The organism is Bosea sp. OAE506, assembly GCF_040546595.1.
Lineage (GTDB): Bacteria > Pseudomonadota > Alphaproteobacteria > Rhizobiales > Beijerinckiaceae > Allobosea.
The window spans coordinates 3,495,468-3,517,559 of sequence record NZ_JBEPOB010000001.1 but is presented as its reverse complement, the minus strand read 5'-3'; the positions used below and the strand labels follow the sequence as shown (position 1 = coordinate 3,517,559).

Genomic DNA, 22,092 nt, shown 5'->3' with positions numbered 1-22,092 from the left:
GCAGCCGGGGCCCGCTATCCTCAGAAGCCCAGATCGAAGGCGTAGCTCGCCGAGACGCCGACCGTGATCGAATCCCGCGAACCGAAGGTCCGCACCACCGGCGACTTCGCCGCATCGCCGACCAGATGCTTGTATTCGACATAGGCGGTGGTCTGGAACCGCTCGGTCCAGTTGTACGTCGCCTGCGCGATCGCCCCATAGGACAGGACGCCGCTGTTGAAGCGCTGCAGCAGCCCGCCGGTGCCGGCGGCGCCGGGGATCGAGCCGAAATAGGTGCGGACATAATCGGCGCTCGCGACGGTCATGCGCGGGCCGATGCCGAGCTTCCAGGTGTCGTTGATGCGGGCGAAGGCATCGAGCTTCACCTCTGCCACCAGCCCGTCATGGGCGACGATGCCGCGGCGCAGATCGACGCGGGCGCGCAGCCAGGAGGCCGGATAGAACTCGGCGAAGGCGCCGGCCTCGGCGCCGAACTTGACGTCCGGCACGCCGATCAGCGCACGGTTGACGCTCGACTTCCGCTCCCAGAGCAGATTGCCCGAGAAGCCGACGCGCCAGGCGGTGCCGGAGAAGAAGCCGATCGAGATCGCGTCGTCCTCGGCCGACCACCAGGTGCTCTTTAGCCCGCGGCTCAGCGAGATGATCGGCTTCGGCCGGAAGATGTAGTCGTTGGAGCCGAGATAGTCGGGCTGGCGATGCAGGCCGGCGCCGAGCGTCAGCGTCCAGTTCTGGGCCGATTGCGGGGAGGTGAGGGTGGTGTAGTCGGGGGACTGTGCCGCCGCCCGCTCGGGCGAGGACAGCAGGAAGCAGGCGACGAGGCCCGCCAGGAACGCAACGCTACGCATGGCACTCAACTCCGGCGCGACGGCGCCACTCATGACCAGAGACCCGCAGAATGAAGCATTAGGATTAACCCCGGGTTGATGAAGCGCCGCGTGCGGCGGGATGTGCCGAGGATGCACCGCCCGTGCAGGGGAGGCCACCGCAGAGGCCGGTTTCCTTTTTTTCGCCATGCGTTACCAAGGCGCTATGACCGAATTGCCACGCATCGCGCACCACCCCTCGACCTGTCCGCATGACTGTCCCTCGGCCTGCTCGCTCGAGGTGGAGGTCATCGACGGGCGCAGCATCGGCCGCGTCCGCGGCAGCAAGCGCCAGAGCTACACAGACGGCGTGATCTGCGCGAAGGTCGCCCGCTATGCCGAGCGGATCCACCATCCCGACCGGCTGCTGCATCCGATGCGCCGCACCGGCCCCAAGGGCTCCCGGCAGTTCGAGCGCATCTCCTGGGACCAGGCGCTGGACGAGATCGCGCAGCGCTTCCTCGCCATCGAGGCGCAGCACGGGGCCGAGGCAGTCTGGCCGTATTACTATGCCGGCACGATGGGCCTGGTGATGCGCGACGGCATCAATCGCCTGCGCCATGCCAAGCGCTATTCCGGCCAGTATTCGACGATCTGCACGACCACGGCCTGGACCGGCTTCATCGCCGGCACGGGGCGCCTCGCCGGGCCCGACCCCCGCGAGATGGCGCAGTCCGACTGCGTCGTGATCTGGGGCACGAATGCCGTGCACACCCAGGTCAACGTGATGCACCACGCCATCAAGGCCCGCAAAACCCGTGGCGCCAAGATCGTCGCCATCGACATCTACCATAATGCGACGCTGGCTCAGGCCGATCTCGCTCTGGTGCTGCGGCCGGGCACCGACGCGGCGCTTGCCTGCGCCGTGATGCACATCCTCTTCCGCGACGGCCATGCCGACCGCGCCTATCTCGCCGCCCATACCGACGCCCCCGAGGAACTCGAGGCGCATCTGCAGAGCCGAACCCCCGAATGGGCGGCTGCGATCACCGGGCTCGAGGTGACGCAGATCGAGGAATTCGCGGCGCTCGTCGGCACGCGCAAGAAGAGCTTCTTCCGCCTCGGCTACGGCTTCGCCCGCCAGCGCAACGGCGCGGTCTCGATGCATGCCGCGCTGTCTGTGCCGACCGTTACAGGAGCTTGGCAATATGAGGGCGGCGGCGCCTTCCACAGCAACAGCGGCATTTACAACTGGCGCAAGAGCCTGATCGAGGGGCTCGATGTCCGCGACCGCAGCGTGCGCGAACTCGACCAGTCGCAGATCGGCCGCATCCTGACCGGCGATGCCGAGGCGCTGCGACAGGGCGGGCCGGTCAAGGCGCTCCTCATCCAGAACACCAATCCGGTTTCGGTCGCGCCCGAGCAGGAACTGGTGAAGCGGGGCTTCGCCCGCGAGGACCTCTTCACCGTCGTCCATGAGCAGTTCATGACCGAGACGGCGCAGATGGCCGACATCGTGCTGCCGGCGACACAGTTCCTCGAGCATGACGACATCTACCAGGGCGGCGGCCACCAGCACATCATGTGGGGCGGCAAGCTGGTCGAGCCGGCCGGCGAATGCCGCTCGAACCACGACCTCATCTGCGCGCTGGCCAAGCGCCTCGGCGCGCAGCATCGCGGCTTCGAGATGACCCCGCGCGAGATCGTCGACTGGACGATGCGCGAGAGCGGTCGCGGCACGCTCGACGAGCTGATTGCGAACGAATTCCTCGATGTGCAGCCGGAGTTTCGCACGGCGCATTATCTCGACGGCTTCGGCTATCGCGACCGCAAGTTCCGCTTCAAGCCCGACTGGCCGAAGGTCCCCAACGCCAATGCCGGCCCGGTCGGCCCCTGGCGGGAGATGCCGGCGCTGCCCGACCAGTGGGACGTGCTCGACAATGTCGACGCCGACCACCCGTTTCGCCTGGCGACGAGCCCGGCCCGCAGCTTCCTGAACTCGACCTTCACGGAGACCCCGAGCTCGGTGAAGAAGGAGGTCGGCCCGACGCTGATGCTGCACCCCGACGATGCCGCCCGCTTCGGCATCGCGGTCGGCGACGAGGTCATCGTCGGCAACAGCCGCGGCAGCGTCCATCTCGCCGCCGTTCTGTTCGAGGGCGTGGTGCGCGGCGTCGTGATCGCCGAATCGATCTGGCCCAACGCCGCCCACAAGCACGGGCGCGGCATCAACACGATCACCGGCGCGGATGGGCCTGCACCGTTCGGTGGCGCCGCCTTCCACGACAACAAGGTCTGGATCAAAAAAGACAATCTGGATCAAAAGGGCGTGACCACGCTCCCTTGATTTTTCGGCGGTGCTATGGACCATCCCTCGCGCAGGCAGGCCGTTTCCGGAACTGATGCGCCTGCTCTCGAAGGACGAACGAAATCATGATGATGCGGCGGATGGGTGCGGTCTTGCTGGCCGGTGGAATCTCTGTGCTGGCGACGTTCGGCGCGCAGGCCGCGAGCGGGACGAGCGCCCTGCCGCCGCCGGACCCGACGGCCAAGAACCTGACGCCCTACATGATCCAGCTGCGCGCCTTCGACGCCTGCCTGGTGACGCAATCGCGCCTGCTGAGCACGACGCGCGAGGCGGTCCATACGCCCTGCAGCTGCTACGCCAAGGGCACCGTCGGCGCGATGACCAAGGACGAGCTGCAGGCCTTCCGCGACACCGGCTATTTCAACGATTCGGCGCGCGAGAAGGGCCTGGGCTTCATCGACCAGTGCAAGCTCAAGCGGCCGATCTGATCGGCTGCGCCTCCGCGAAGAAACGCGCCCGCATCCGGCCGGCATAGGCCGTGAGCGTCGGCCGCTGCTCGAGCAGCCCCCGGAACGGCGAATCGAACAGCGGCGCCAGCGCCGCGATCAGGAAGGCGCCGGGCGCGGCATCGCCGCCGACCGGCGCGTCTCCTCCGAAAAAGGGGCGCTCGCCCAGGATCGCCACCATTGCGTCGAGCGCCCGGGCCGAGAGCTGAAGCCGCTCGGCCGGGCTGTGGCGGCCGATGCCGTGGCCGTCGATATTCCGCCGGACCTTGCGGCGCACCAGCGCACAGACCAGCGGCCGCAGCGGCGCCGGCATCGGCTTGAAGAATTGCGCCGGGCCGCGGGCGAAATTGCCGTCGTCGAGCCAGCGTTCGGCGACCATGATCCAGTAGATCTGGTCCTCCAGCATTTTCTCCAGCGCCCACAGGACGCCACGCCGCTCCGCATCGAGCCCGGCGTCGAAATCGACGCCGTGACGCGCCTCGAGATGGAAGCGGATGAAGCTCGAATCGCAGACCGTGACGCCGTCCTCGACGATCAGCGGCAGTTTGCCCTTCGGCGCCCGACGCAGATCGCCGACCCGCACCTCATGGGGCAGGCCCGAAAGCTTCAGCAGGATTTCGGCCTTGATGCAGAACGGGCTCGGATCGGGCAGGCCGAAAGCCGGCCCGAAATGGTGCAGCGTAATCATGCTCTCTCCCCAATGGCGCGGGACGACGAAATGACGCTACTGACATACTCCTGACAGGATTTGTCAGCACCATCGCGCATTCTCCGATCGTCCAAGGCCAGGCGGGAACGACCGATATGCAGCGCGCCGAACGATTGCTCGACATGATCCAGAGCCTGCGCCGCCGCCGCCGCCCGGTGACGGCCGAGACACTGGCCACCGAACTCGACGTCTCCGTGCGCACGGTCTACCGCGACATCGCCGCGCTGGTGCGCCAGGGCGTGCCGGTGCGCGGCGAGGCCGGCATCGGCTATGTCCTCGACGCCGGCTTCGACCTGCCGCCGCTGATGCTTTCCCCGGACGAGATCGAGGCCGTGCTGGTCGGGATGCGCTGGCTCGGCGAGCGGGCCGACCCGGTGCTGGCGCGCGCGGCCGAGGATGTCGTCAGCAAGGTGGCCGCCGTGCTGCCTCCGCATCTGCGCCCGATCCTGCTCGACGGAGCGCTCTTTGCGCCCCTCTACGGTCGCGATGCGCCGGCCGACCAGGTCGACACTGCCGCCGTCCGCGCTGCCATCCGGCAGGGCCGCAAGCTCGAGGTCCGCTACCGCGACGAAAGCGGCCAGGATACGCAGCGCATGATCTGGCCGATCGGCATGACCTTTTACGATCGCGTCCGCATCGTCATCGCCTGGTGCGAGCTGCGCCAGGATTTCCGGCATTTCCGCACCGATCGCATCACCGACCTCGTCGCGCGCGAGGAGCGCTATCCCGCCCGCCGGGCCGATCTGTTCCGGCGCTGGCAGAAGGAGGAAGAGGCGCGCTGCCGGGAGGAGGCAGATCGGCGGGAGCAGGCTCAGCGCCTGACGACAACGCCGTCGACGAGTGCCGCGCGGCCCGAGGCGACCTCGGCGAGCGCCATCGGGTAAAGCCGGTGCTCCTCCAGGAGGACGCGCGAAGCCAGCATGTCCTCGTCGTCGCCCGGCAGGACGGGCACCTTCGCCTGCGCGATCACCGGGCCGGCATCGAGCTCGGGCACGACGAAATGCACGCTGCAACCATGCTCGCTGACGCCGGCTTCGAGGGCCTGGCGATGGGTATGCGTACCCTTGAACAGCGGCAGGAGCGAAGGATGGATATTGATCATCCGCCCCTCCCAGCGCCGCACGAACCAGGCCGTCATGATCCGCATGAAGCCGGCGAGCACGACGAGGTCGATCTGGTGGACGCGCAGAACCTCGTCCATCGCCCGCTCGAACGCCTCGCGATCCTTGTTGAAGGCGGCGGTGGTCGACGGTGGCGGTGGCGATGCCGAAGCCGCTCACCCGCTCCAGCCCCGGTGCGCCAGGCACATTGGACAGCACCAGCGCGATCTCGGCAGGGTAGCCCGGGTCACGAGCGGCCTCCGCCAGCGAGACCATGTTGGAGCCACGCCCCGAGATCAGGATCCCGACGCGCGGGCGGCTTGCCTGGCTGATCACAGCGACAGCTTGCCGCGGTAAGTGACCTGCTCCTTGCCCGCCGCGACGGGCACGACCTCGCCCAGCCGCACCGGAGCCTCGCCCGCCGCCGCCAGCGCAGCCATCACCTCGTCGGCCTTGGCCGCCTCGGCCGCGACGATCATGCCGATGCCGCAGTTGAAGGTGCGCAGCATCTCGCGCTCGGCGACGCCGCCGACCTTCGCCAGCCAGCCGAAGACGGGCGGAACCGGGATCGCCGCGAGATCAAGCGAGACGCCGAGGTCGTCCGGCAGCACGCGCGGAATGTTGTCGGGAAAGCCGCCGCCGGTGATGTGGGCCAGCGCCTTGATGCCGCTGGTCGCCTTGATCGCCAGGAGCAGCGGCTTGACGTAGATCCGCGTCGGGATCAGCAGGGCCTCGGCCAGGCTGCTGCCGCGAGCGAAGGGGGCGGGCGCGTCCCAGCCGAGTCCGGAGAGGGCGACGATGCGCCGGACCAGAGAATAGCCGTTGGAATGAACGCCGGAGGAGGGAAGGCCGAAGACGACGTCGCCGGGCTGGAGATCGGCCCGCGGCAGCAGCGCCCCGCGCTCGGCGGCACCGACCGCGAAGCCGGCGAGGTCGTAGTCCTTCTCGGCATATAGGCCGGGCATCTCCGCCGTCTCGCCGCCGATCAGCGCGCAACCGGCCTGGCGGCAGCCCTCGGCGATGCCGCGCACGATCTCGATGCCGACCTTCGGGTCGAGCTTGCCGGTGGCGTAGTAGTCGAGGAAGAGCAGCGGCTCGGCGCCCTGGACGATCAGGTCGTTGACGCACATCGCGACGAGATCGATCCCGATCGTCGAATGCAGCCCGCTTTCGATCGCGATCTTGACCTTGGTGCCGACGCCGTCATTGGCCGCGACCAGGATGGGATCGGTGAAGCCGGCCGCCTTGAGGTCGAACAGCCCGCCAAAGCCACCGATCTCGGCATCCGCGCCCGGCCGGCGCGTGGCGCGCACGAGGGGCTTGATGGCGTCGACCATGGCGTTGCCGGCGTCGATGTCGACACCGGCCTGCGCATAGGTCAGTCCGTTCGCGCCGGGCTTGCTCATGGGGGTATCGCCTCGCTTCCGTTCGCGGGGAGCGATAGGCAAGCGGGCGACGCCTTGCAAGGCGTCGAGCCGCGAATGCGGCGGGAAAGCCGCTGAAAACCGCGGGCCGTTCTGCTCAGCGCAGCTCGGCGAGCTTGCCGCCGGCTCGCAGGAAGCGCGTCGGATCGACCGGCTCGTCGTCGATGCGGGTCTCGTAATGCAGATGCGGCCCGGTCGAGCGGCCAGTACTGCCGACGCGGCCGATCACCGTACCGGTCGTCACATTCTGCCCCACCGAGGCGAGGATGGCCGACATATGGGCGTAGCGGGTGGTGATGCCGTTGACGTGCTCGATCTCGACCATGTTGCCATAGCCGCCGGAATACTCGGCGGCGATGACCTTGCCGGGCGCGGTCGCGCGGATCGGCGAGCCCGATTCGGCGCGGAAATCGACACCCGTGTGCATTGCCGGGCCGCGCGTGAACGGGTCGACCCGGTAGCCGAAATTGGAGCTGAAATCGACGTCGCCGCTCATCGGCTTGGCGAGCGGAAGCTGCTCGGCGAGCCCCCGCAGCCGCATCACCGAGGCGATGCGCGGCTGCAGCGCGCTCAGCGTCGCTTCGAAGGGGCCGGCCGCGGGATCGATCTTGAACGGGACGAAGGGGCCGCCGACGCCCTTGGCGACGCCGCTCTGGGCGGCCATCCGCTCCATGTCGAGACCCGTCTCGGCCAGCGCGCCGCGCAGGCGCTTTTGCGATTCCGTCAGCGTCGCATCCATGTCGCGCAGCGCGGCGAGCTGCGCACCCGCCGTCTGCGAGAGGGCCCGGTCGAGCCGGTCGAGCGCCGTCTCGACGCGCTTGGCCGGCGGCTCGGGCTCGGCCTGCCCAGAGCGCCAGGGCGAGGTCTGCGTCTCTCCCGCGCCCCGAAGTGCCGGCGAATCGGGAGCAGGCGTCGGCTTGCCGGGCATGATCGGGGCAAAGCTGGTGACGCCGGATGCGCGGATCGGCTCCTCCGGCTTGATCAGGCGGGGCCGCAGCGGCGCCTTGTTCGCGCCGACGATGCCGCCTGACTGCAGGGTGTCGGCGAGCGCCGTGACAAGCGACTGGCGCGATTCCAGTTCCGCCTGCCGCGTCGCGAGCTCGTCGACACGGGCCTCGACGCCGTCCTGATCGAGCAGAGCGCGGCTGGCGAGCCGGTCGACATCGGCGCGAAGGGCCGCGATCCGGTCCTCATAGGCGTATTGGCGCGAGGTTTCGCGGGCGATCAGCCGGGCGGCGAGATCGTCCTTGCTGAGGATGTACCAGGCGCTGGCGCCGCACCCCGCCGTTGTCAGCCCCAGCCAGGCGAGCCCGATCAGCGCTGTGGAGCGCCGGATCGTGTAGCTCTTCTGCGAGACGAGCCCCGAGACGGGGAGGGTGGGGCCAGTCGAGGCGGATGCTGTCATGAACTCGGGACCGGAAAGGGACGCTGCCGATCCTTGGATTAGACCCCGTTAAGGTTAATCTTTCGCAAAACTCCGCCGGATTTCACAGCGCCTGCGCGGCGGCGAGAACCTCCTCGGCATGGCCGGGCACCTTCACCTTGCGCCAGATCCGGGCGATCTTGCCGTCCGCGCCGATCAGGAACGTCGTGCGCTCGACGCCCATGTAGGTCCGCCCATACATGCTCTTCTCGACCCAGATGCCATAGGCCTGCAGGGCCTGCTGGGTCTCGTCGGCGGCGAGGGCGAAATCGAGCCCGTGCTTGGCCTTGAACTTGTCGTGGCTCTTCACCGGATCGGGCGAGATTCCGAGGATTTCGCTGCCGGCCGCGGCGAACTCCGCCCGCAACCGGTTGAAGGCGATGGCCTCCTGCGTGCAGCCTGGCGTGTCGTCCTTGGGGTAGGCGTAGAGCACGAGCTTGCGGCCCTTGAAATCGCCCAGCGACACCGTGCCGCCCCCGTCCCGCGCCAGCGTGAAGGCCGGAGCCTCGTCACCATCCTGAACAGCCATTGATCCGCCTTCCTTTCGTCGCCTTCGCCCTGCATGGCGCAACGCGGGTTCGCGCGGCATGCTACGATAAGCCGGGACGGCCTGAAACGGCTCGCCTTGCCGAATCGCCTGGCCCGGCTGCATCGACGAGGCCGTCATAGCCGCGTCGGTCGCTCTACGCCGCCGAAGCCGCGACGGATCATCCGCCCGAGAGGATCGAAAGACGCCTTGCTGGACCAGGACGCGAACAAGCCGGACGCCCTCGCGCCCGTGACCGCGGCGCCGCATGCGCCCGATTGCGACGTGGCCGAGGTCAAGCGGCGGGCGAAGGCCGGTCTGGTGACCATCGCCGTGGCGGTCGTCGTCGCGGTGCTGACACTCGCGGGGGCGGCTGCGACGCTGCTCGTGACCGGTCTCGTGCCGCTCTCGGGGCTGGAGGGGCGTATCGCCCAGGCGATCGAGGACCGCCTCGGTGCCGACTGGAAGGTGGAGGCCGCCGCCGCCGAACTCGGCCGCATCGACGGGCATTCGCAATTGCGCGTGCGCCAAGTTTCCTTCCGCCACATCAGCGGCGCAACCATCCGTGCCCCCGAAGCCGTGCTCGGCTACGAGCCGCTGGCACTGCTGCGCGGCGACATCCGGCTGACCTCGGTCGATCTGCGCGGCGTCAATGTGCGCCTCGGCGTCGACAAGAACGGCGCGCTGATCGTCAATGCCGATTCCGCCCCCGCCGAGCCGGCTCCGGCCGCGACCTTGCCCGACGCGGCGCAGTGGAACGCCTTCACCGGCATCATGGCCGCGGTTTCGACCCTGGCTCAGGGCGAGGGCCTGCTGGGCGCCCTGGAGACGGCCGGCATCAATGGCGCACGCCTCTCGCTGGTCGATCCCGAGGGCCGCCAGCGCGCGGGCTTCGAGGACGTCGAGATCCGCCTGTCCCGGGCCGGCGAGCGCGTGACGCGGCTCACTGTCCGGGGCCGCACCGGCCAGCGCTGGAAGGAACTCGCCATCGACCTGTCGAGCCAGCCCGACGGCACCCAGCGCGCCGACATCGACATCGTCCGCTTCGAGCCGGCCGAGGTCGTGGCACTGGCGCTCGGCACGGGCGGCATGACGGTCGAGGGCTTGCCGCTGCGCGGCAAGGCCAGCCTGAGCCAGGCGCCCGACGGGCGCCGCTCGGTCACGGCGCGCATCGACGTCCTGCCGGGCGTCATTCGAATTCCCGACGGCCCCATGCAGGCGATCACCGTGGATGCGGCGCATCTGGAGATCGCCAGCACCGGCGATCTCTCGACCATCGAGATCGGCTCGGTCGAACTCGATGCCGGCCCGACGCGGATGAAGGGGAAGGGCACGCTGCGCGCCGAGGACGGTGCTTGGCGCGTCAGCCTCGCCGGCGGCGGACAGCTCGCCGGCACGGATGCCGACCCGCCGGTCGCCATCGACAGCGCGCGTGCGGAACTGCGCATCGACCCGCGCCGCAATGAATTGCTGATCGACTCGATGACCGTTCAGGGGCCCGCCATCAAGGCCGAGGGCAAGGGGCTGGTCCAGCAGGTCGGGACCTCGCCGCTGCAGCGCTTTTCGATCCTCGCGACCGACTCCGACCCGCGCGCGGCCCTGGCGCTCTGGCCGCGCTGGACCTCGCCCGACGTCCACCGCACCCTGTCTCGGCAGTTCGTCAGCGGCCGGCTGGCCTCCCTGCGGGTCGAGATGGACCTGCCGGCCGAGGATCACGCACGGCTGATGCGCGGCGCGGGCATCCCGGACGATGCGCTGACCGTGCTCGTGGACGCCTCGCAGGTGCGCTTCGAGCCGGGCCCCGGCCTGCCGCCGCTGATCGACGCCCGGGTGACCGGCAAGGCGACCGGACGCACCGTCAAGCTCGCCATTGCCGCCGCGACCGCCGATCTTGGCAATGGCCGGCAGCTGCAGCTCAGCGAGGGCGGCTTCGAGATTCCCGAAACCTGGATGGAACGCGCCCCGGCGCGCGTGAACTTCCGCAGCGCCGGCTCGATGGAGGCGCTCGCCGCGCTCTTCGCCTTTCCCGCGCTGAAGGATTTCGCCCCCGGCGACATCGACCCCGCCAGCCTGCGCGGCAGCAGCGATCTCAGAAGCACGATTTCGCTGGCGCTGGTCGACGATCCGCGGCCGGGCGAGGTCATCGTCACCAGCAGCGGGACGCTGTCCGGCGTCGCCTCCGACACGCTGCTCGCCCCGGAAAAGCTCGAAGGCGGGCAACTCGCCGTGACCTTCGACAGGGCGGGCCTCACCGTGAAGGGCGATGCGCGCATCAGTGGCGACCGGGCCCAGATCGAGATCCGGCAAGATCCCAAGGGCAAGGGCGAGGCGGCGCTCCTCATGACGCTCGACAACGCCGCGCGCCAGAAACGTGGCCTGGGCCCCGAGGCCGGCATCAACGGTCCGGTTCAGGTCAAGGTCACGAAGGCGCTCGGCAAGGGCGCAGCATCGGCACCGCGCGTCGAGAACGATCTGACCAAGGCCTCGCTCGAGGGCGTGGTCCCCGGGCTGAGCAAGGCGGCCGGCCGTGCCGCCAAGCTGAGCTTCACCTATGTCGCCGATCCCGACGGGCCGGACCTCGACGACTTCGTGCTCGACTCCAACCCGGTGCTGATCCGCGGCAAGGTTGAGCTCAACCGCCAGAATGGCTTCGACGCGGCAACGCTGTCGCAATTCAGGCTCTCGCCGGGCGACAACCTCAAGGTCGAGGCCCGCCGCGAGGGCGCCCTGACGAAGCTCGTCATCCGCGGGGCCGTCGCCGATGTGCGTCCCTTCATCCGCGATCTTCAGACGGCCTCGGGGCCGGGCGCCTCGCGCGGGGACAAGGGCAAGAGCGGCGACCTCGATCTCGATCTCGACGTGCCGATCCTGACCGGCTTCAACAACGAGGCGATCACCAACGCCACGCTGAAGCTGCAGAAGCGCTCCGGCGACCTGCGCACCGTCGCCTTCCAGGGGCGGATCGGCCGGGCCGAGGTCACCGCGCGGCAGGTCTCGCGTGTCGGCGAGACGGCGGGCGGCCTGCTGGTGCAGTCCGAGAATGGCGGTGCGCTGCTGCGCTTCGTCGACCTCTATCGCCGGGCCTATGGTGGCGACCTCGTGCTGAATGTCGGCCCCGGAGAGACGCGCCAGAGCGGCGAATTGCTGTTCCGCAACTTCGTGGTACGCGACGAGCCCGCCCTGCGCCGGGTCCTCGGCGGCCAGTCCGCTCAGGCGCTGGCGGGCGACCGGGCCGACAACTCCGCGCCGCCGCTGCCGATCAATGTCAGCGAGGTCGGTTTCACCAAGCTGCGAGCCGAGTTCACCCGCTCGGCCAGCCGCCTCGACGTCTCCGACATGGTGATCTGGGGCCAGCAGGTTGGCTTCACGCTGCAGGGCAACGTCGATTACGGCCGCGACCGCGTCGATATCGGCGGCACCTTCGTGCCGGGCTACGCTTTCAACAACGCCTTCGCGCAGGTGCCGGTGGTGGGTGCACTGCTGGGCGGCGGCAGCCAGTATGGCGGGCTCTTCGCCGTCAATTTCCGCATCGCCGGGACGGCCAGCGCGCCGACCATGACGATCAACCCGCTCTCCGCCATCGCGCCGGGAATCCTGCGCCGCTTCGTCGATCCGCTCGGCGGCACGCCGAACCAGCGGCCGATCCAGCCGAACCAGCCGGACCAGCCGCCGCCGACGCGATAGCCGAGGTCACAATCCGTGGCGCTTCAGCACCACGAACCATTTGTGGGTCTTGTCCTTCATCAATCCCGCCGATGTGAGCGGCAGGGTCTTCCTGGTCACCGAATCCAGCACATTGGCACCGATGACGTCGATCTCGTTCGGGCGCTTCGCGACGACGATGTCGGTATGGGACGGATAGGAGCCCGTCTTGTCGAAGTAACTCTGCGCTTCGTCGAAGGAGACCGAGGCGTAGGTGTAGCCCACCATATCGCCGACATCGGGCGCAGCCTGGGCTTCGTTGAGCCGGTAGGCGTGATAGAGGGCCGGCAGATTCTGCTTGCGAGCCTTCACGAACCTGCGAATCCAGGTCGAGTGGCTCTGTGAGAAGGGAAAGTCCGGGCTTTTGAAGCCCGCCCTGGCGAAAATCGCGGAGATGCCGACCGCCGACCAGAAATAGTGGTCGTTCTGGATGTCGGCGATGGACGGCGAGCCGCCGCCGACGGAGTTTTAGTGCTTGATCACATACTGGGCGAAGGCGGCTTCATCGTCGCGATGCCCGATGTGCCGCGCGCCGGTCACCACATTCCAGGTCGATTTGCCCCAATGCTGCCACTCGGCTTCGGCCGCAGCGACGAGATTTTCCACCGAGCTTGCCATAATGCCCCCCTGATTGCGTGGAGCCACGGCGCAGGCGTGCACCTTCACTGTGGATGCTATCTAAGATTGCATATACCCGCATAAGTTGCAACGCCGCTTGGGCCGGGGCCGGGGCCGGGGCCGGCCGGATGGGCGGCGTTCGCTCGTCGCTATTCCGCGCGAAGCAGGATGTGCTTCTTCTTGCCGAAGGAGAGCTTGATCGCGCCGTCCGCCAGATCCGACATGCCGAGCATGGCGCGCTCGTCGGTGACGACTGCATCATTGACGCGCAGGCCACCGGCCTTGACCTGCCGACGGGCCTCGCCGGTCGAGGGCACGAGCCCGGCCTTCACGAAGGCGCTCAGCACGCCCAGGCCCGGCGTCAGCTCGGCCCGCGCGATCGCGACGGTCGGCAGGTCGGCCGCCGTCTCGCCCTGCTCGAAGGTCTTGCGAGCGGTCTCGGCCGCAGCCTCCGCCGCTTCGCGGCCATGGACGATGGCGGTGATCTCGGTCGCCAGGATCTTCTTGGCCTCGTTGATCTCCGAGCCGCCGAGCGCGGCGAGCTTCGCGATCTCGTCGAGCGGCAGGCGCGTGAACACCTTCAGGAAGCGGCCGACATCAGCATCCTCGGTGTTGCGGAAATATTGCCAGAAATCATAGGGGCTAAAGACATCGGCGTTCAGCCAGACGGCGCCATTGGCGGTCTTGCCCATCTTGGCGCCCGAGGCGGTGGTCAAGAGCGGCGTGGTCACGCAGTAGAGCTGCGGCCCGCCCATCCGGTGCGAGAGATCGACACCGTTGATGATGTTGCCCCACTGGTCGGAGCCGCCCATCTGCAGCCGGCAGCCATGGCGCCGGTTGAGCTCGACGAAGTCGTAGCCCTGCATGATCATGTAGTTGAATTCGAGGAAGGACAGCGACTGCTCGCGGTCGAGCCGCAGCTTCACAGAGTCGAAGGAGAGCATCCGGTTGACCGAGAAATGCCGGCCGACCTCGCGCAGGAACTCGACATAGTTCAGCTTCAGCAGCCAGTCGGCATTGTTGGCCATCAGAGCGTCGGTCGGGCCGTCGCCATAGCGCAGGATGCGGCCGAAGACCCGCTTGATGCTCTCGATATTGGTCGCGATCTCCTCGACCGTCAGGAGCTTGCGCTGGTCGTCGCGGAAGGAGGGGTCGCCCACCATCGAGGTGCCGCCGCCCATCAGCGTGATCGGCCGGTGCCCGGTTTCCTGGAACCAGTACAGCATCGTCAGCGAGATCAGGTTGCCGATATGGATCGAGGTCGCGGTGGCGTCATAGCCGACATAGGCCGTCTGCACGCCCTGCCGGCAAAGCGCGTCGAGGCCCTCCGGATCGGAGATCTGATGGACGAGGCCGCGCTCGTCGAGCACGCGCAGGAAATCGGACTTGTAGGTGGTCATCGTCATGCTCGGATCGTTCTGGGGCTGTCGACCGTGCCGTCATTCCGGCCGTAGCGAAGCGCAGTGCCGGAATCCATCATAGAGCGTCGCCCTCCGATGGATCCCGGATCAGCGCCGCTTCGCGGCTTGTCCGGGATGACGCCGTTGCGGCAAGCGGATCAGACGCTTTCCTGCTCGCTCTTGATGATCTCGGGGCCGACCATGCGGTCGAGATAGGCGCCGACCTGGCTCATCAGCACGTCGACCTTGCCGTCGAAGAAGTGGTTGGCGCCTTCCACGACCGTATGCTCGATCTGGATGCCCTTCTGCGTCTTCACCTTCTCGATCACCGCCATCACCTCCTTGACCGGCGCGACGCGGTCTTCCGAGCCGTGGACGAACAGGCCCGAGGAGGGGCAGGGCGCCAGGAAGGAGAAGTCGTAGCGGTTGGCCATCGCCGCGATCGACATGAAGCCCTCGATCTCGGGCCGGCGCATCAGAAGCTGCATGCCGATCCAGGCGCCGAAGGAGACGCCGGTAATCCAGCAGCTCTTCGCCTCCGGATTCAGCGCCTGCATCCAGTCGAGCGCGGCGGCGGCGTCCGAAAGCTCGCCCGCGCCATGGTCGAAATGGCCCTGGCTGCGGCCAACACCGCGGAAGTTGAAGCGCAGTGCCGAGAAGCCGCGGTTCACGAAGGTGTAAAACAGGTTGTAGACGATCTGGTTGTTCATCGTCCCGCCGAACTGCGGGTGCGGATGCAGGATAATGGCGAGTGGCGCCCCCCGCTTCTTGGCGGGCTGGTAGCGTCCCTCGATCCGTCCGGCCGGGCCGTTGAAAATCACCTCTGGCATCGTCTCGTCGCCTTTGTGTTGGGTCCGGGCCTTCAAGGCGGGCCTTGCAGCGGCAGAAAGCCGCCGGATGGCCCGGTCGCCCTTGACGGCCCCGCCGCTCGCGCCCTACATCAGGCGCTTAGAATGGTTCTAACGGCCGTGAACAAGTCGGGAACATTGGCGCGATCCTCTCCTTCGAGGCAGCGCCGCTCCCGGCGAGGGCCGGTTCGGACGGGCGGCTATAGCACGGCGCGGGGGTGCGAATTCAAGCCTTTCGTGCCGGCGCCCCGGTAAAGCAGGAGCATCCGAGACCTTGTCCGTCGCGACACGCGCCTATCTCGACCACAATGCCACGACCCCGGTCAGGCCCGAGGTCGTCCAGGCGATGCTGCGCGCGCTCGAGCTCACCGGCAATCCGTCCTCCGTTCATGCCGAGGGCAGGGCGGCCCGCAGCGCGCTCGACCGCGCCCGCGAGCAGGTCGCTGCGCTGGTCGGGGCCAAGGCCGCCAATGTCGTGTTCACCAGCGGCGGCACCGAGGCGAACGCGACCGTCCTGTCGCCCGCGCTGATGGACTGCGACGGCGGGCGCGACTGCGTGCGGACCCCGGCCTCTCTGCTTCTCTCCAGCGCCACCGAACATCCTTGCGTCCGCGACGGCCACCGCTTTCCGGCCCAACAGGCCGAGGCATTGCCGGTCGATGCCGACGGCCTCGTCGACACTGCGGCGCTGACGGCACGTCTGGAGCGTTTTGCCGTTCAGCATCCGGGCGCGCGGGCTCTGGTCTCCGTCCACCTCGCCAACAACGAGACCGGCGTGATCCAGCCGCTCGCGGCCATCGCGTCGATCTCAAAGCGCTTCGGCGCGCTCGTGCACAGCGATGCCGTCCAGGCCGCCGGCAAGATCGCCGTCGACATCGAGGCGCTCGGTGTCGACGTTCTCACCCTCTCGGCCCACAAGCTCGGCGGGCCCAAGGGCGTTGGCGCCATCGTCTTCCGCACCGGCGCACTCGAACTCGCCGACAAGCTGCTGCGCGGCGGTGGCCAGGAGCGTGGCTGGCGGGCCGGCACCGAGAACGTGCCCGGCATCGTCGGTTTCGGCGTCGCCGCTGGCCTCGCCGCGCAGGCGCTCGCCAACGAAGGCCTCCGCCTCGCCGCCTTGCGCGACACGCTGGAGGCGGGACTGCTGGCGCTCTCGCCTCAGACCAAGCTCTTCGGCCTTGGCGCGCCGCGCCTGCCCAACACGTCCGCTTTCGCGACACCAGGGCTGAGCGCCGAGACGACGCTGATCAAGCTCGACCTTGCGGGTGTCGCCCTGTCGTCCGGCTCGGCCTGTTCCTCCGGCAAGGTGCGGCGCTCGCATGTGCTGACCGCCATGGGCGTCGACCCCGCCATGAGCGCAGGGGCCTTGCGGGCGTCGCTTGGATGGACCACCTGCGAGGCCGACATCGACCTCTTTCTCGCGGCCTATGCGAAAGCGCTGGCCGCGATCCCCGATCGGAGCGCCCGGGCTGCCGCCTGACGCGTTCCCCACGACGAAGACCAAACCGGCGGGCCTTGAACCCGCGACAGGAGAGCAGACATGGCAGCGGTCCAGGAGACCATCGATCAGGTCAAGTCGATCGACGTGACCGAATACAAATACGGCTTCGTCACCGAACTCGAGGTCGAGAAGCCGGCCAAGGGCCTGACCGAGGACACGGTCCGCTACATTTCAGCGCGCAAGAACGAGCCGGAATGGATGCTCGAATGGCGGCTCGACGCCTTCCGCCGCTGGAAGACCATGACCGAGCCGGCCTGGTCGCGCGTGAACTATCCGCCGATCAACTACCAGGACATCTACTACTATGCCGCCCCCAAGGGCCCGGCGCCGCAGTCGCTCGACGAGGTCGATCCCGCGATCCTGGAGACCTACAAGAAGCTCGGCATCCCGCTCAGCGAGCAGGAGATCCTGGCCGGTGTCGCGCCGGAGAACCGCGTCGCGGTCGACGCCGTGTTCGACTCGGTCTCGGTGGTCACGACCTTCAAGAAGGAGTTGGCCCAGGCCGGTGTGATCTTCTGCTCGATCTCGGATGCGATCCACGAGCATCCCGAGCTGGTGAAGAAGTACCTCGCCACCGTCGTGCCGGTGACCGACAACTATTTCGCGACGCTGAACTGCGCCGTCTTCACCGACGGCTCCTTCGTCTACATCCCCAAGGGCGTGCGCTGCCCGATGGAGCTGTCGACCTATTTCCGCATCAACGAGCAGAACACCGGCCAGTTCGAGCGCACGCTGATCATCGCCGACGAGGGCTCCTATGTCAGCTATCTGGAAGGCTGCACGGCGCCCAAGCGCGACGAGAACCAGCTCCATGCTGCGGTCGTTGAGCTGATCGCGCTCGACGATGCCGAGATCAAGTACTCGACCGTCCAGAACTGGTATCCGGGCGATTCCGAGGGCAAGGGCGGCATCTACAACTTCGTCACCAAGCGCGGCGATTGCCGCGGCAAGAACTCCAAGATCTCCTGGACGCAGGTCGAGACCGGCTCGGCGATCACCTGGAAGTACCCGTCCTGCATCCTGCGCGGCGACGGCTCGCGCGGCGAGTTCTACTCGATCGCGGTGTCGAACGGTGCCCAGCAGGTCGATTCCGGCACCAAGATGATCCATCTTGGCAAGAACACGACCTCGAAGATCATCGCCAAGGGCATCGCGGCCGGCAAGTCGGACTCGACCTATCGCGGCATGGTCTCGGCCCCACCGCAAGGCGACGGGTGCGCGGAATTTCACGAACTGCGACTCGCTCCTGATCGGCGACCAGTGCGGCGCTCACACCATCCCCTATATCGAGGCCAAGACCGCGACCGCCGTCTTCGAGCACGAGGCCACCACCTCGAAGATCGGCGAGGACCAGATGTTCTACTGCCAGCAGCGCGGCCTCTCCGAGGAGGAGGCGGTGGCGCTGATCGTCAACGGCTTCGTCAAGGAGGTGCTGCAGCAGCTCCCGATGGAGTTCGCCGTCGAGGCGCAGAAGCTGATCACGATCTCGCTGGAAGGCTCGGTCGGCTGATTTGAACCAGCCCTCATCCTGAGGAGCCGCCAGAGGCGGCGTCTCGACGGATGATGGGTTCGCACTGGAAGCATCCTTCGAGGCGCGCTGCGCGCTCCTCAGGATGAGGGCTCACGAAAGAACGAAACCATGCTCGAAATTCGCAACCTCGTCGTCAAGATCGCCGACGAAGACAAGCAGATCCTCAACGGCCTCAACCTCACCGTGAACGACGGCGAGGTCGCTGCCATCATGGGGCCGAATGGCTCCGGCAAGTCGACGCTGAGCTATGTCATCGCCGGCAAGGAGGACTATGAGGTCCTCGACGGCGAGATCCTGCTCAATGGCGAGAACGTGCTGGAGATGGAGGCCGATGCCCGCGCCGCTGCCGGCATCTTCCTCGCTTTCCAGTACCCGCTGGAGATCCCCGGCGTCGCCACCATGACCTTCCTGAAGGCGGCGATGAACGCCCAGCGCCGTGCCCGCGGCGAGGCCGAGCTGCTGACGCCCGACTTCATCAAGGCCGTCAACGGCGCCGCCGACAAGCTCGGCATCGCCAAGGACATGCTGCGCCGGCCGCTGAATGTCGGCTTCTCCGGCGGCGAGAAGAAGCGCATGGAAATCCTGCAGATGGCGCTGCTCTCGCCCTCCATGTGCATCCTCGACGAGACCGATTCCGGCCTCGACATCGACGCGCTGCGCATCGTCGCCGACGGCGTCAACGCGCTGCGCGACAAGAGCCGCGGCTTCCTGGTCATCACCCACTATCAGCGCCTGCTCGATCACATCATCCCCGACACCGTCCACGTCATGTCGAAGGGCCGCATCGTGAAGACGGGCGGCAAGGACCTCGCGCTCGAGCTCGAGAAGTCGGGCTATGCCGCCTATGCGGAGGCGGCCTGATGTCCGTCGTTACCCCGCTGAAGACGGCGGCCGAGCAGGCGCTGAGCGCCCAGTTCGCCGCCGCCAAGGCCGAGCTGCCCGGCGCCCTGCCGGTCCGCAAGCTGCGCGAGGACGCGTTTGCCGGCTTCGAGGTGCGGGGCCTACCGCATCGCCGGCTCGAGACCTGGCGCTACACCGACCTGCGCGGCCTGCTGCGTGAGGCGAGCCCCCTGGCCGAGAGCGCGACGATCAGCGCGGCGGTTCGCGCCCGCGTCGCTTCGCTCCCCGCCGGCGGCGTCCGTCTAGTCCTGGTCGACGGTGTCTTCGTTCCCGAGCTGTCGACGCTGGAGGGCCTCCCCGAAGGCCTCTCGATCCACAGCCTGGCGGATGCGCTGGTCTCCGGTCGCGATGACCTCGCCCGCGTTCTCTCCGGGCCGGGCGTGGCCAGCACCGATGCCGGGCTGATGCTCAACACGGCGCTGATGCACGACGGCGTCTTCATCGAGATCGCCGCCGGCACGGAACTGGCGGAGCCGCTGACCATTCTGTCCCTCGCCTCGGGCGAGGAGGAGCGCGCGATCTTCCATCGCTCGGTCGTGCTGGCGGGGTCCGGTGCGAAGGCGACGATCGTCGAGATCGGCGAGAGCGTCGGCAGCGCCGCCTCCCAGATCAACGGCGCCATCGTCTTCGAGACCGGCGACGAGAGCGACATCCAGCATGTCCGCATGATCACGCGCCACCGGCCGGAGACCGTGCAGGTCCAGAGCCTGCTCGCGACCGTCGGCGGCCAGGCGAAGTTCGAATCCTTCGCTTTGGTCTGCAACGCCGGCACGCTGCGCCAGCAGCATTTCGTCCGCTATGCCGGCGAGCACACCGAGATCGGCCTGCGCGGTGTCAACCTGCTCGGCGGCAGCGAGCATTCCGACGTGACGCTGGTCATGGACCATGAGGTCCCCCACGGCACCAGCCGCGAGATGTTCAAGTCGATCATCGGCGGCGAGGGCACCGGCGTCTTCCAGGGCAAGGTAATCGTGCGCCAGCACGCCCAGAAGACCGACGGCAACATGAAGAGCAACGCGCTGCTGCTGAACGACGGCGCGACCATGTTCAACAAGCCTGAGCTCGAGATCTTCGCCGACGACGTCGTCTGCGGCCACGGCGCCACCGTCGCCCAAATCGACGGCGAACAGCTCTTCTACCTGATGGCGCGCGGCCTGCCGCGGCCGCAGGCCGAGGCGCTGGTGCTGCAGGCCTTCGCCGGCGAGGCGGTCGAATTCGTGCAGGACGAGGCGCTGCGCGAGATGGTCATGACCGAGATCGAGGCCTGGCTCGGCGCGCGCGAAGCCTCCTCCGTGGTGAGTGCGGTCTGATGCCCTACGTCAATCTGCAGATCACCAAGGGCGCGACGCGGGCCCAGAAGGCCGAGATCGTCAAGGCTTTCACGGACACGCTCGTGCGCGTGCTGGGAAAGAACCCGCAGAACACCCATATCGTGATCCAGGAGATCGAGCGCGAGGATTGGGGCCATGGCGGCGAACTGGTCGCCGACAAGACCCCGGCCTCGCCGGGAAAGGCTTGAGTACATGAACGCGCCGGTGAAGCCCTACGACATCGAAGCGATCCGCCGGGATTTCCCGATCCTGTCGCGCGAGGTCTACGGCAAACCGCTCGTCTATCTCGACAACGCAGCCTCCGCCCAGAAGCCGGAGGTCGTCATCGAGGCGATGTCGCGGCTGATGCGCGAGGACTACGCCAACGTCCATCGCGGGCTGCACTATCTCGCCAACGCCTCGACGGAAGCCTATGAGGCGGCTCGCGAAAGCGCGCGCCGCTTCCTCAACGCCGCCCATCTCGAGGAGATCGTGTTCACGCGCTCCTCGACCGGCGCGCTCAACACCATCGCCTCCTCGCTCGGCCGCCATATGCAGCTCGGCGAGGGCGACGAGATCATTCTCTCGATCCTGGAGCACCACTCCAACATCGTGCCATGGCACTACTGGCGCGAGCGCCACGGCGCCGTGATCAAATGGGCGCCGGTCGACGAGGACGGCAACTTCCTGGTCGAGGAATTCGAGAAGCTGATCTCGGCCCGGACCAAGGTGGTCTCGCTGACGCATATGTCGAACGCGATCGGCACGATCCTGCCGATTCCGGAGATCGCCGCGATCTGCCGCTCGCATGGCCTCCCGCTGGTGGTCGACGGCAGCCAGAGCGCGGTGCATCTACCGGTCGACGTTCAGGCGCTGGGCTGCGACTTCTACTGCTTCACCGGCCACAAGACCTATGGGCCGACCGGCTCCGGTATTCTCTGGGGCAAGCGCGAATGGCTGGAGAAGCTGCCGCCCTATGAAGGCGGCGGCGAGATGATCGTGACCGTGACCGAAGACACGGTGACCTACAACGACCCGCCGCACCGCTTCGAGGCCGGCACTCCGGCGATCATCGAGGCGGTCGGACTGGGCGCCGCGCTCGACTACATGATGGCGCTCGGCCGCGAGAACATCGCAGCGCACGAGGCCAGGCTCGGCGCCTACGCCATGCAGCGTCTCGGCGAGATGAACTCGATCCGAATCTTCGGCAAGGCGAAGAACAAGGGTGCCATCGTCGCCTTCGAGATGAAGGGCGCCCATGCCCATGATGTCGCCACCGTCATCGACCGGGCGGGGGTGGCGGTGCGCGCCGGCACCCATTGCACCATGCCGCTGATGGCCCGATATGGGGTGACGTCGACCTGCCGGGCTTCCTTCGGCCTCTACAACACGATGGACGAGGTCGACAGGCTCGTCGAAGCCCTGCAAAAGGCCGAAAGCCTGTTTGCCTGAGTAGGATTGCGATCATGACCGACACCGTCGC

18 protein-coding genes and 2 pseudogenes are annotated in these 22,092 nt (G+C 67.8%); 10 read left to right on the top strand and 10 right to left on the bottom strand.

What is annotated here, in order from left to right:
• Positions 1-20: 20 nt before the first annotated feature.
• The gene (locus ABIE41_RS17070; protein ID WP_192641503.1) at positions 21-845 is read right to left on the bottom strand and encodes a MipA/OmpV family protein; all 825 of its coding nucleotides are present in this window, start codon (positions 843-845) and stop codon (positions 21-23) included.
• A gap of 184 nt (positions 846-1,029) precedes the next feature.
• Here ABIE41_RS17070 and ABIE41_RS17065 point away from each other — a divergent pair, with 184 nt between their 5' ends.
• Positions 1,030-3,150, top strand: coding sequence for a molybdopterin-containing oxidoreductase family protein (locus ABIE41_RS17065; protein ID WP_192641502.1), 2,121 nt, complete (start codon positions 1,030-1,032; stop codon positions 3,148-3,150).
• 86 nt (positions 3,151-3,236) lie between these two features.
• Positions 3,237-3,599, top strand: a complete 363-nt coding sequence (locus ABIE41_RS17060) for a hypothetical protein (RefSeq protein WP_192641501.1) — start codon at positions 3,237-3,239, stop codon at positions 3,597-3,599.
• Here the strand turns inward: ABIE41_RS17060 and ABIE41_RS17055 are convergent.
• Positions 3,583-4,305: a glutathione S-transferase family protein gene (locus tag ABIE41_RS17055; RefSeq protein WP_192641500.1), complete on the bottom strand. Its 723-nt coding sequence runs from the start codon at positions 4,303-4,305 to the stop codon at positions 3,583-3,585. The genes ABIE41_RS17060 and ABIE41_RS17055 overlap by 17 nt on opposite strands.
• Positions 4,306-4,421: 116 nt before the next feature.
• On the opposite strand from ABIE41_RS17055, the gene ABIE41_RS17050 reads away from it, so the two are divergent.
• Entirely contained in the window at positions 4,422-5,210 is a 789-nt protein-coding gene (locus ABIE41_RS17050) for a helix-turn-helix transcriptional regulator (protein WP_192641499.1), read from the top strand.
• On the opposite strand, the pseudogene purN reads toward ABIE41_RS17050, so the two are convergent.
• The 4 genes and pseudogenes from purN to ABIE41_RS17030 all read right to left on the bottom strand — a co-directional run bounded on the left by purN (position 5,138) and on the right by ABIE41_RS17030 (position 8,802).
• Positions 5,138-5,762: pseudogene (gene purN / locus ABIE41_RS17045) on the bottom strand (phosphoribosylglycinamide formyltransferase). The gene ABIE41_RS17050 and the pseudogene purN sit on opposite strands and share 73 nt — an antisense overlap.
• Positions 5,759-6,832, bottom strand: a complete 1,074-nt coding sequence (purM, locus tag ABIE41_RS17040; RefSeq protein WP_192641497.1) for a phosphoribosylformylglycinamidine cyclo-ligase — start codon at positions 6,830-6,832, stop codon at positions 5,759-5,761. The pseudogene purN and the gene purM overlap by 4 nt, the downstream one beginning before the upstream one ends.
• A 115-nt stretch (positions 6,833-6,947) precedes the next feature.
• On the bottom strand, positions 6,948-8,255 hold the full coding sequence (locus tag ABIE41_RS17035) for a peptidoglycan DD-metalloendopeptidase family protein (RefSeq protein WP_192641496.1): 1,308 nt from the start codon (positions 8,253-8,255) through the stop codon (positions 6,948-6,950).
• An 82-nt stretch (positions 8,256-8,337) separates the two neighbouring features.
• Positions 8,338-8,802 carry a peroxiredoxin gene (locus ABIE41_RS17030; protein ID WP_192641495.1) on the bottom strand — a complete coding sequence of 155 codons (465 nt, stop codon included), beginning with the start codon at positions 8,800-8,802 and terminating at the stop codon, positions 8,338-8,340.
• 207 nt (positions 8,803-9,009) lie between these two features.
• Here ABIE41_RS17030 and ABIE41_RS17025 point away from each other — a divergent pair, with 207 nt between their 5' ends.
• Complete coding sequence (locus ABIE41_RS17025) at positions 9,010-12,483, top strand: hypothetical protein (protein WP_192641494.1); 3,474 nt, start codon at positions 9,010-9,012, stop codon at positions 12,481-12,483.
• A gap of 6 nt (positions 12,484-12,489) precedes the next feature.
• On the opposite strand, the gene ABIE41_RS17020 is transcribed toward ABIE41_RS17025, so the two are convergent.
• The 4 genes from ABIE41_RS17020 to ABIE41_RS17005 all read right to left on the bottom strand — a co-directional run bounded on the left by ABIE41_RS17020 (position 12,490) and on the right by ABIE41_RS17005 (position 15,349).
• Positions 12,490-12,933 (bottom strand): DUF2272 domain-containing protein, encoded by a 444-nt coding sequence (locus ABIE41_RS17020; protein ID WP_354193489.1) that lies wholly within the window; start codon positions 12,931-12,933, stop codon positions 12,490-12,492.
• A 36-nt stretch (positions 12,934-12,969) separates the two neighbouring features.
• The gene (locus ABIE41_RS17015; RefSeq protein WP_354192593.1) at positions 12,970-13,167 is read right to left on the bottom strand and encodes a hypothetical protein; all 198 of its coding nucleotides are present in this window, start codon (positions 13,165-13,167) and stop codon (positions 12,970-12,972) included.
• A 101-nt stretch (positions 13,168-13,268) separates the two neighbouring features.
• Entirely contained in the window at positions 13,269-14,519 is a 1,251-nt protein-coding gene (tyrS, locus tag ABIE41_RS17010; protein ID WP_192642833.1) for a tyrosine--tRNA ligase, read from the bottom strand.
• A 158-nt stretch (positions 14,520-14,677) separates the two neighbouring features.
• Positions 14,678-15,349, bottom strand: a complete 672-nt coding sequence (locus ABIE41_RS17005; protein WP_192641492.1) for an alpha/beta hydrolase — start codon at positions 15,347-15,349, stop codon at positions 14,678-14,680.
• 292 nt (positions 15,350-15,641) lie between these two features.
• Between ABIE41_RS17005 and ABIE41_RS17000 the strand changes: the two genes are divergently transcribed.
• The 6 genes and pseudogenes from ABIE41_RS17000 to ABIE41_RS16975 all read left to right on the top strand — a co-directional run bounded on the left by ABIE41_RS17000 (position 15,642) and on the right by ABIE41_RS16975 (position 22,061).
• Complete coding sequence (locus ABIE41_RS17000) at positions 15,642-16,847, top strand: cysteine desulfurase family protein (RefSeq protein ID WP_192641491.1); 1,206 nt, start codon at positions 15,642-15,644, stop codon at positions 16,845-16,847.
• A 60-nt stretch (positions 16,848-16,907) separates the two neighbouring features.
• Positions 16,908-18,378 (top strand): annotated as a pseudogene (gene sufB, locus ABIE41_RS16995) (Fe-S cluster assembly protein SufB).
• 129 nt (positions 18,379-18,507) lie between these two features.
• The gene (gene sufC / locus ABIE41_RS16990) at positions 18,508-19,260 is read left to right on the top strand and encodes a Fe-S cluster assembly ATPase SufC (protein ID WP_192641489.1); all 753 of its coding nucleotides are present in this window, start codon (positions 18,508-18,510) and stop codon (positions 19,258-19,260) included.
• Positions 19,260-20,609 (top strand): SufB/SufD family protein, encoded by a 1,350-nt coding sequence (locus ABIE41_RS16985; protein ID WP_192641488.1) that lies wholly within the window; start codon positions 19,260-19,262, stop codon positions 20,607-20,609. The genes sufC and ABIE41_RS16985 overlap by 1 nt, the downstream gene beginning before the upstream one ends.
• Positions 20,609-20,818, top strand: a complete 210-nt coding sequence (locus ABIE41_RS16980; RefSeq protein WP_192641487.1) for a tautomerase family protein — start codon at positions 20,609-20,611, stop codon at positions 20,816-20,818. The genes ABIE41_RS16985 and ABIE41_RS16980 overlap by 1 nt, the downstream gene beginning before the upstream one ends.
• A 4-nt stretch (positions 20,819-20,822) precedes the next feature.
• A complete protein-coding gene (locus tag ABIE41_RS16975) occupies positions 20,823-22,061 on the top strand; it encodes an aminotransferase class V-fold PLP-dependent enzyme (RefSeq protein WP_192641486.1) in 1,239 nt (412 codons plus the stop codon).
• Positions 22,062-22,092: the final 31 nt, after the last annotated feature.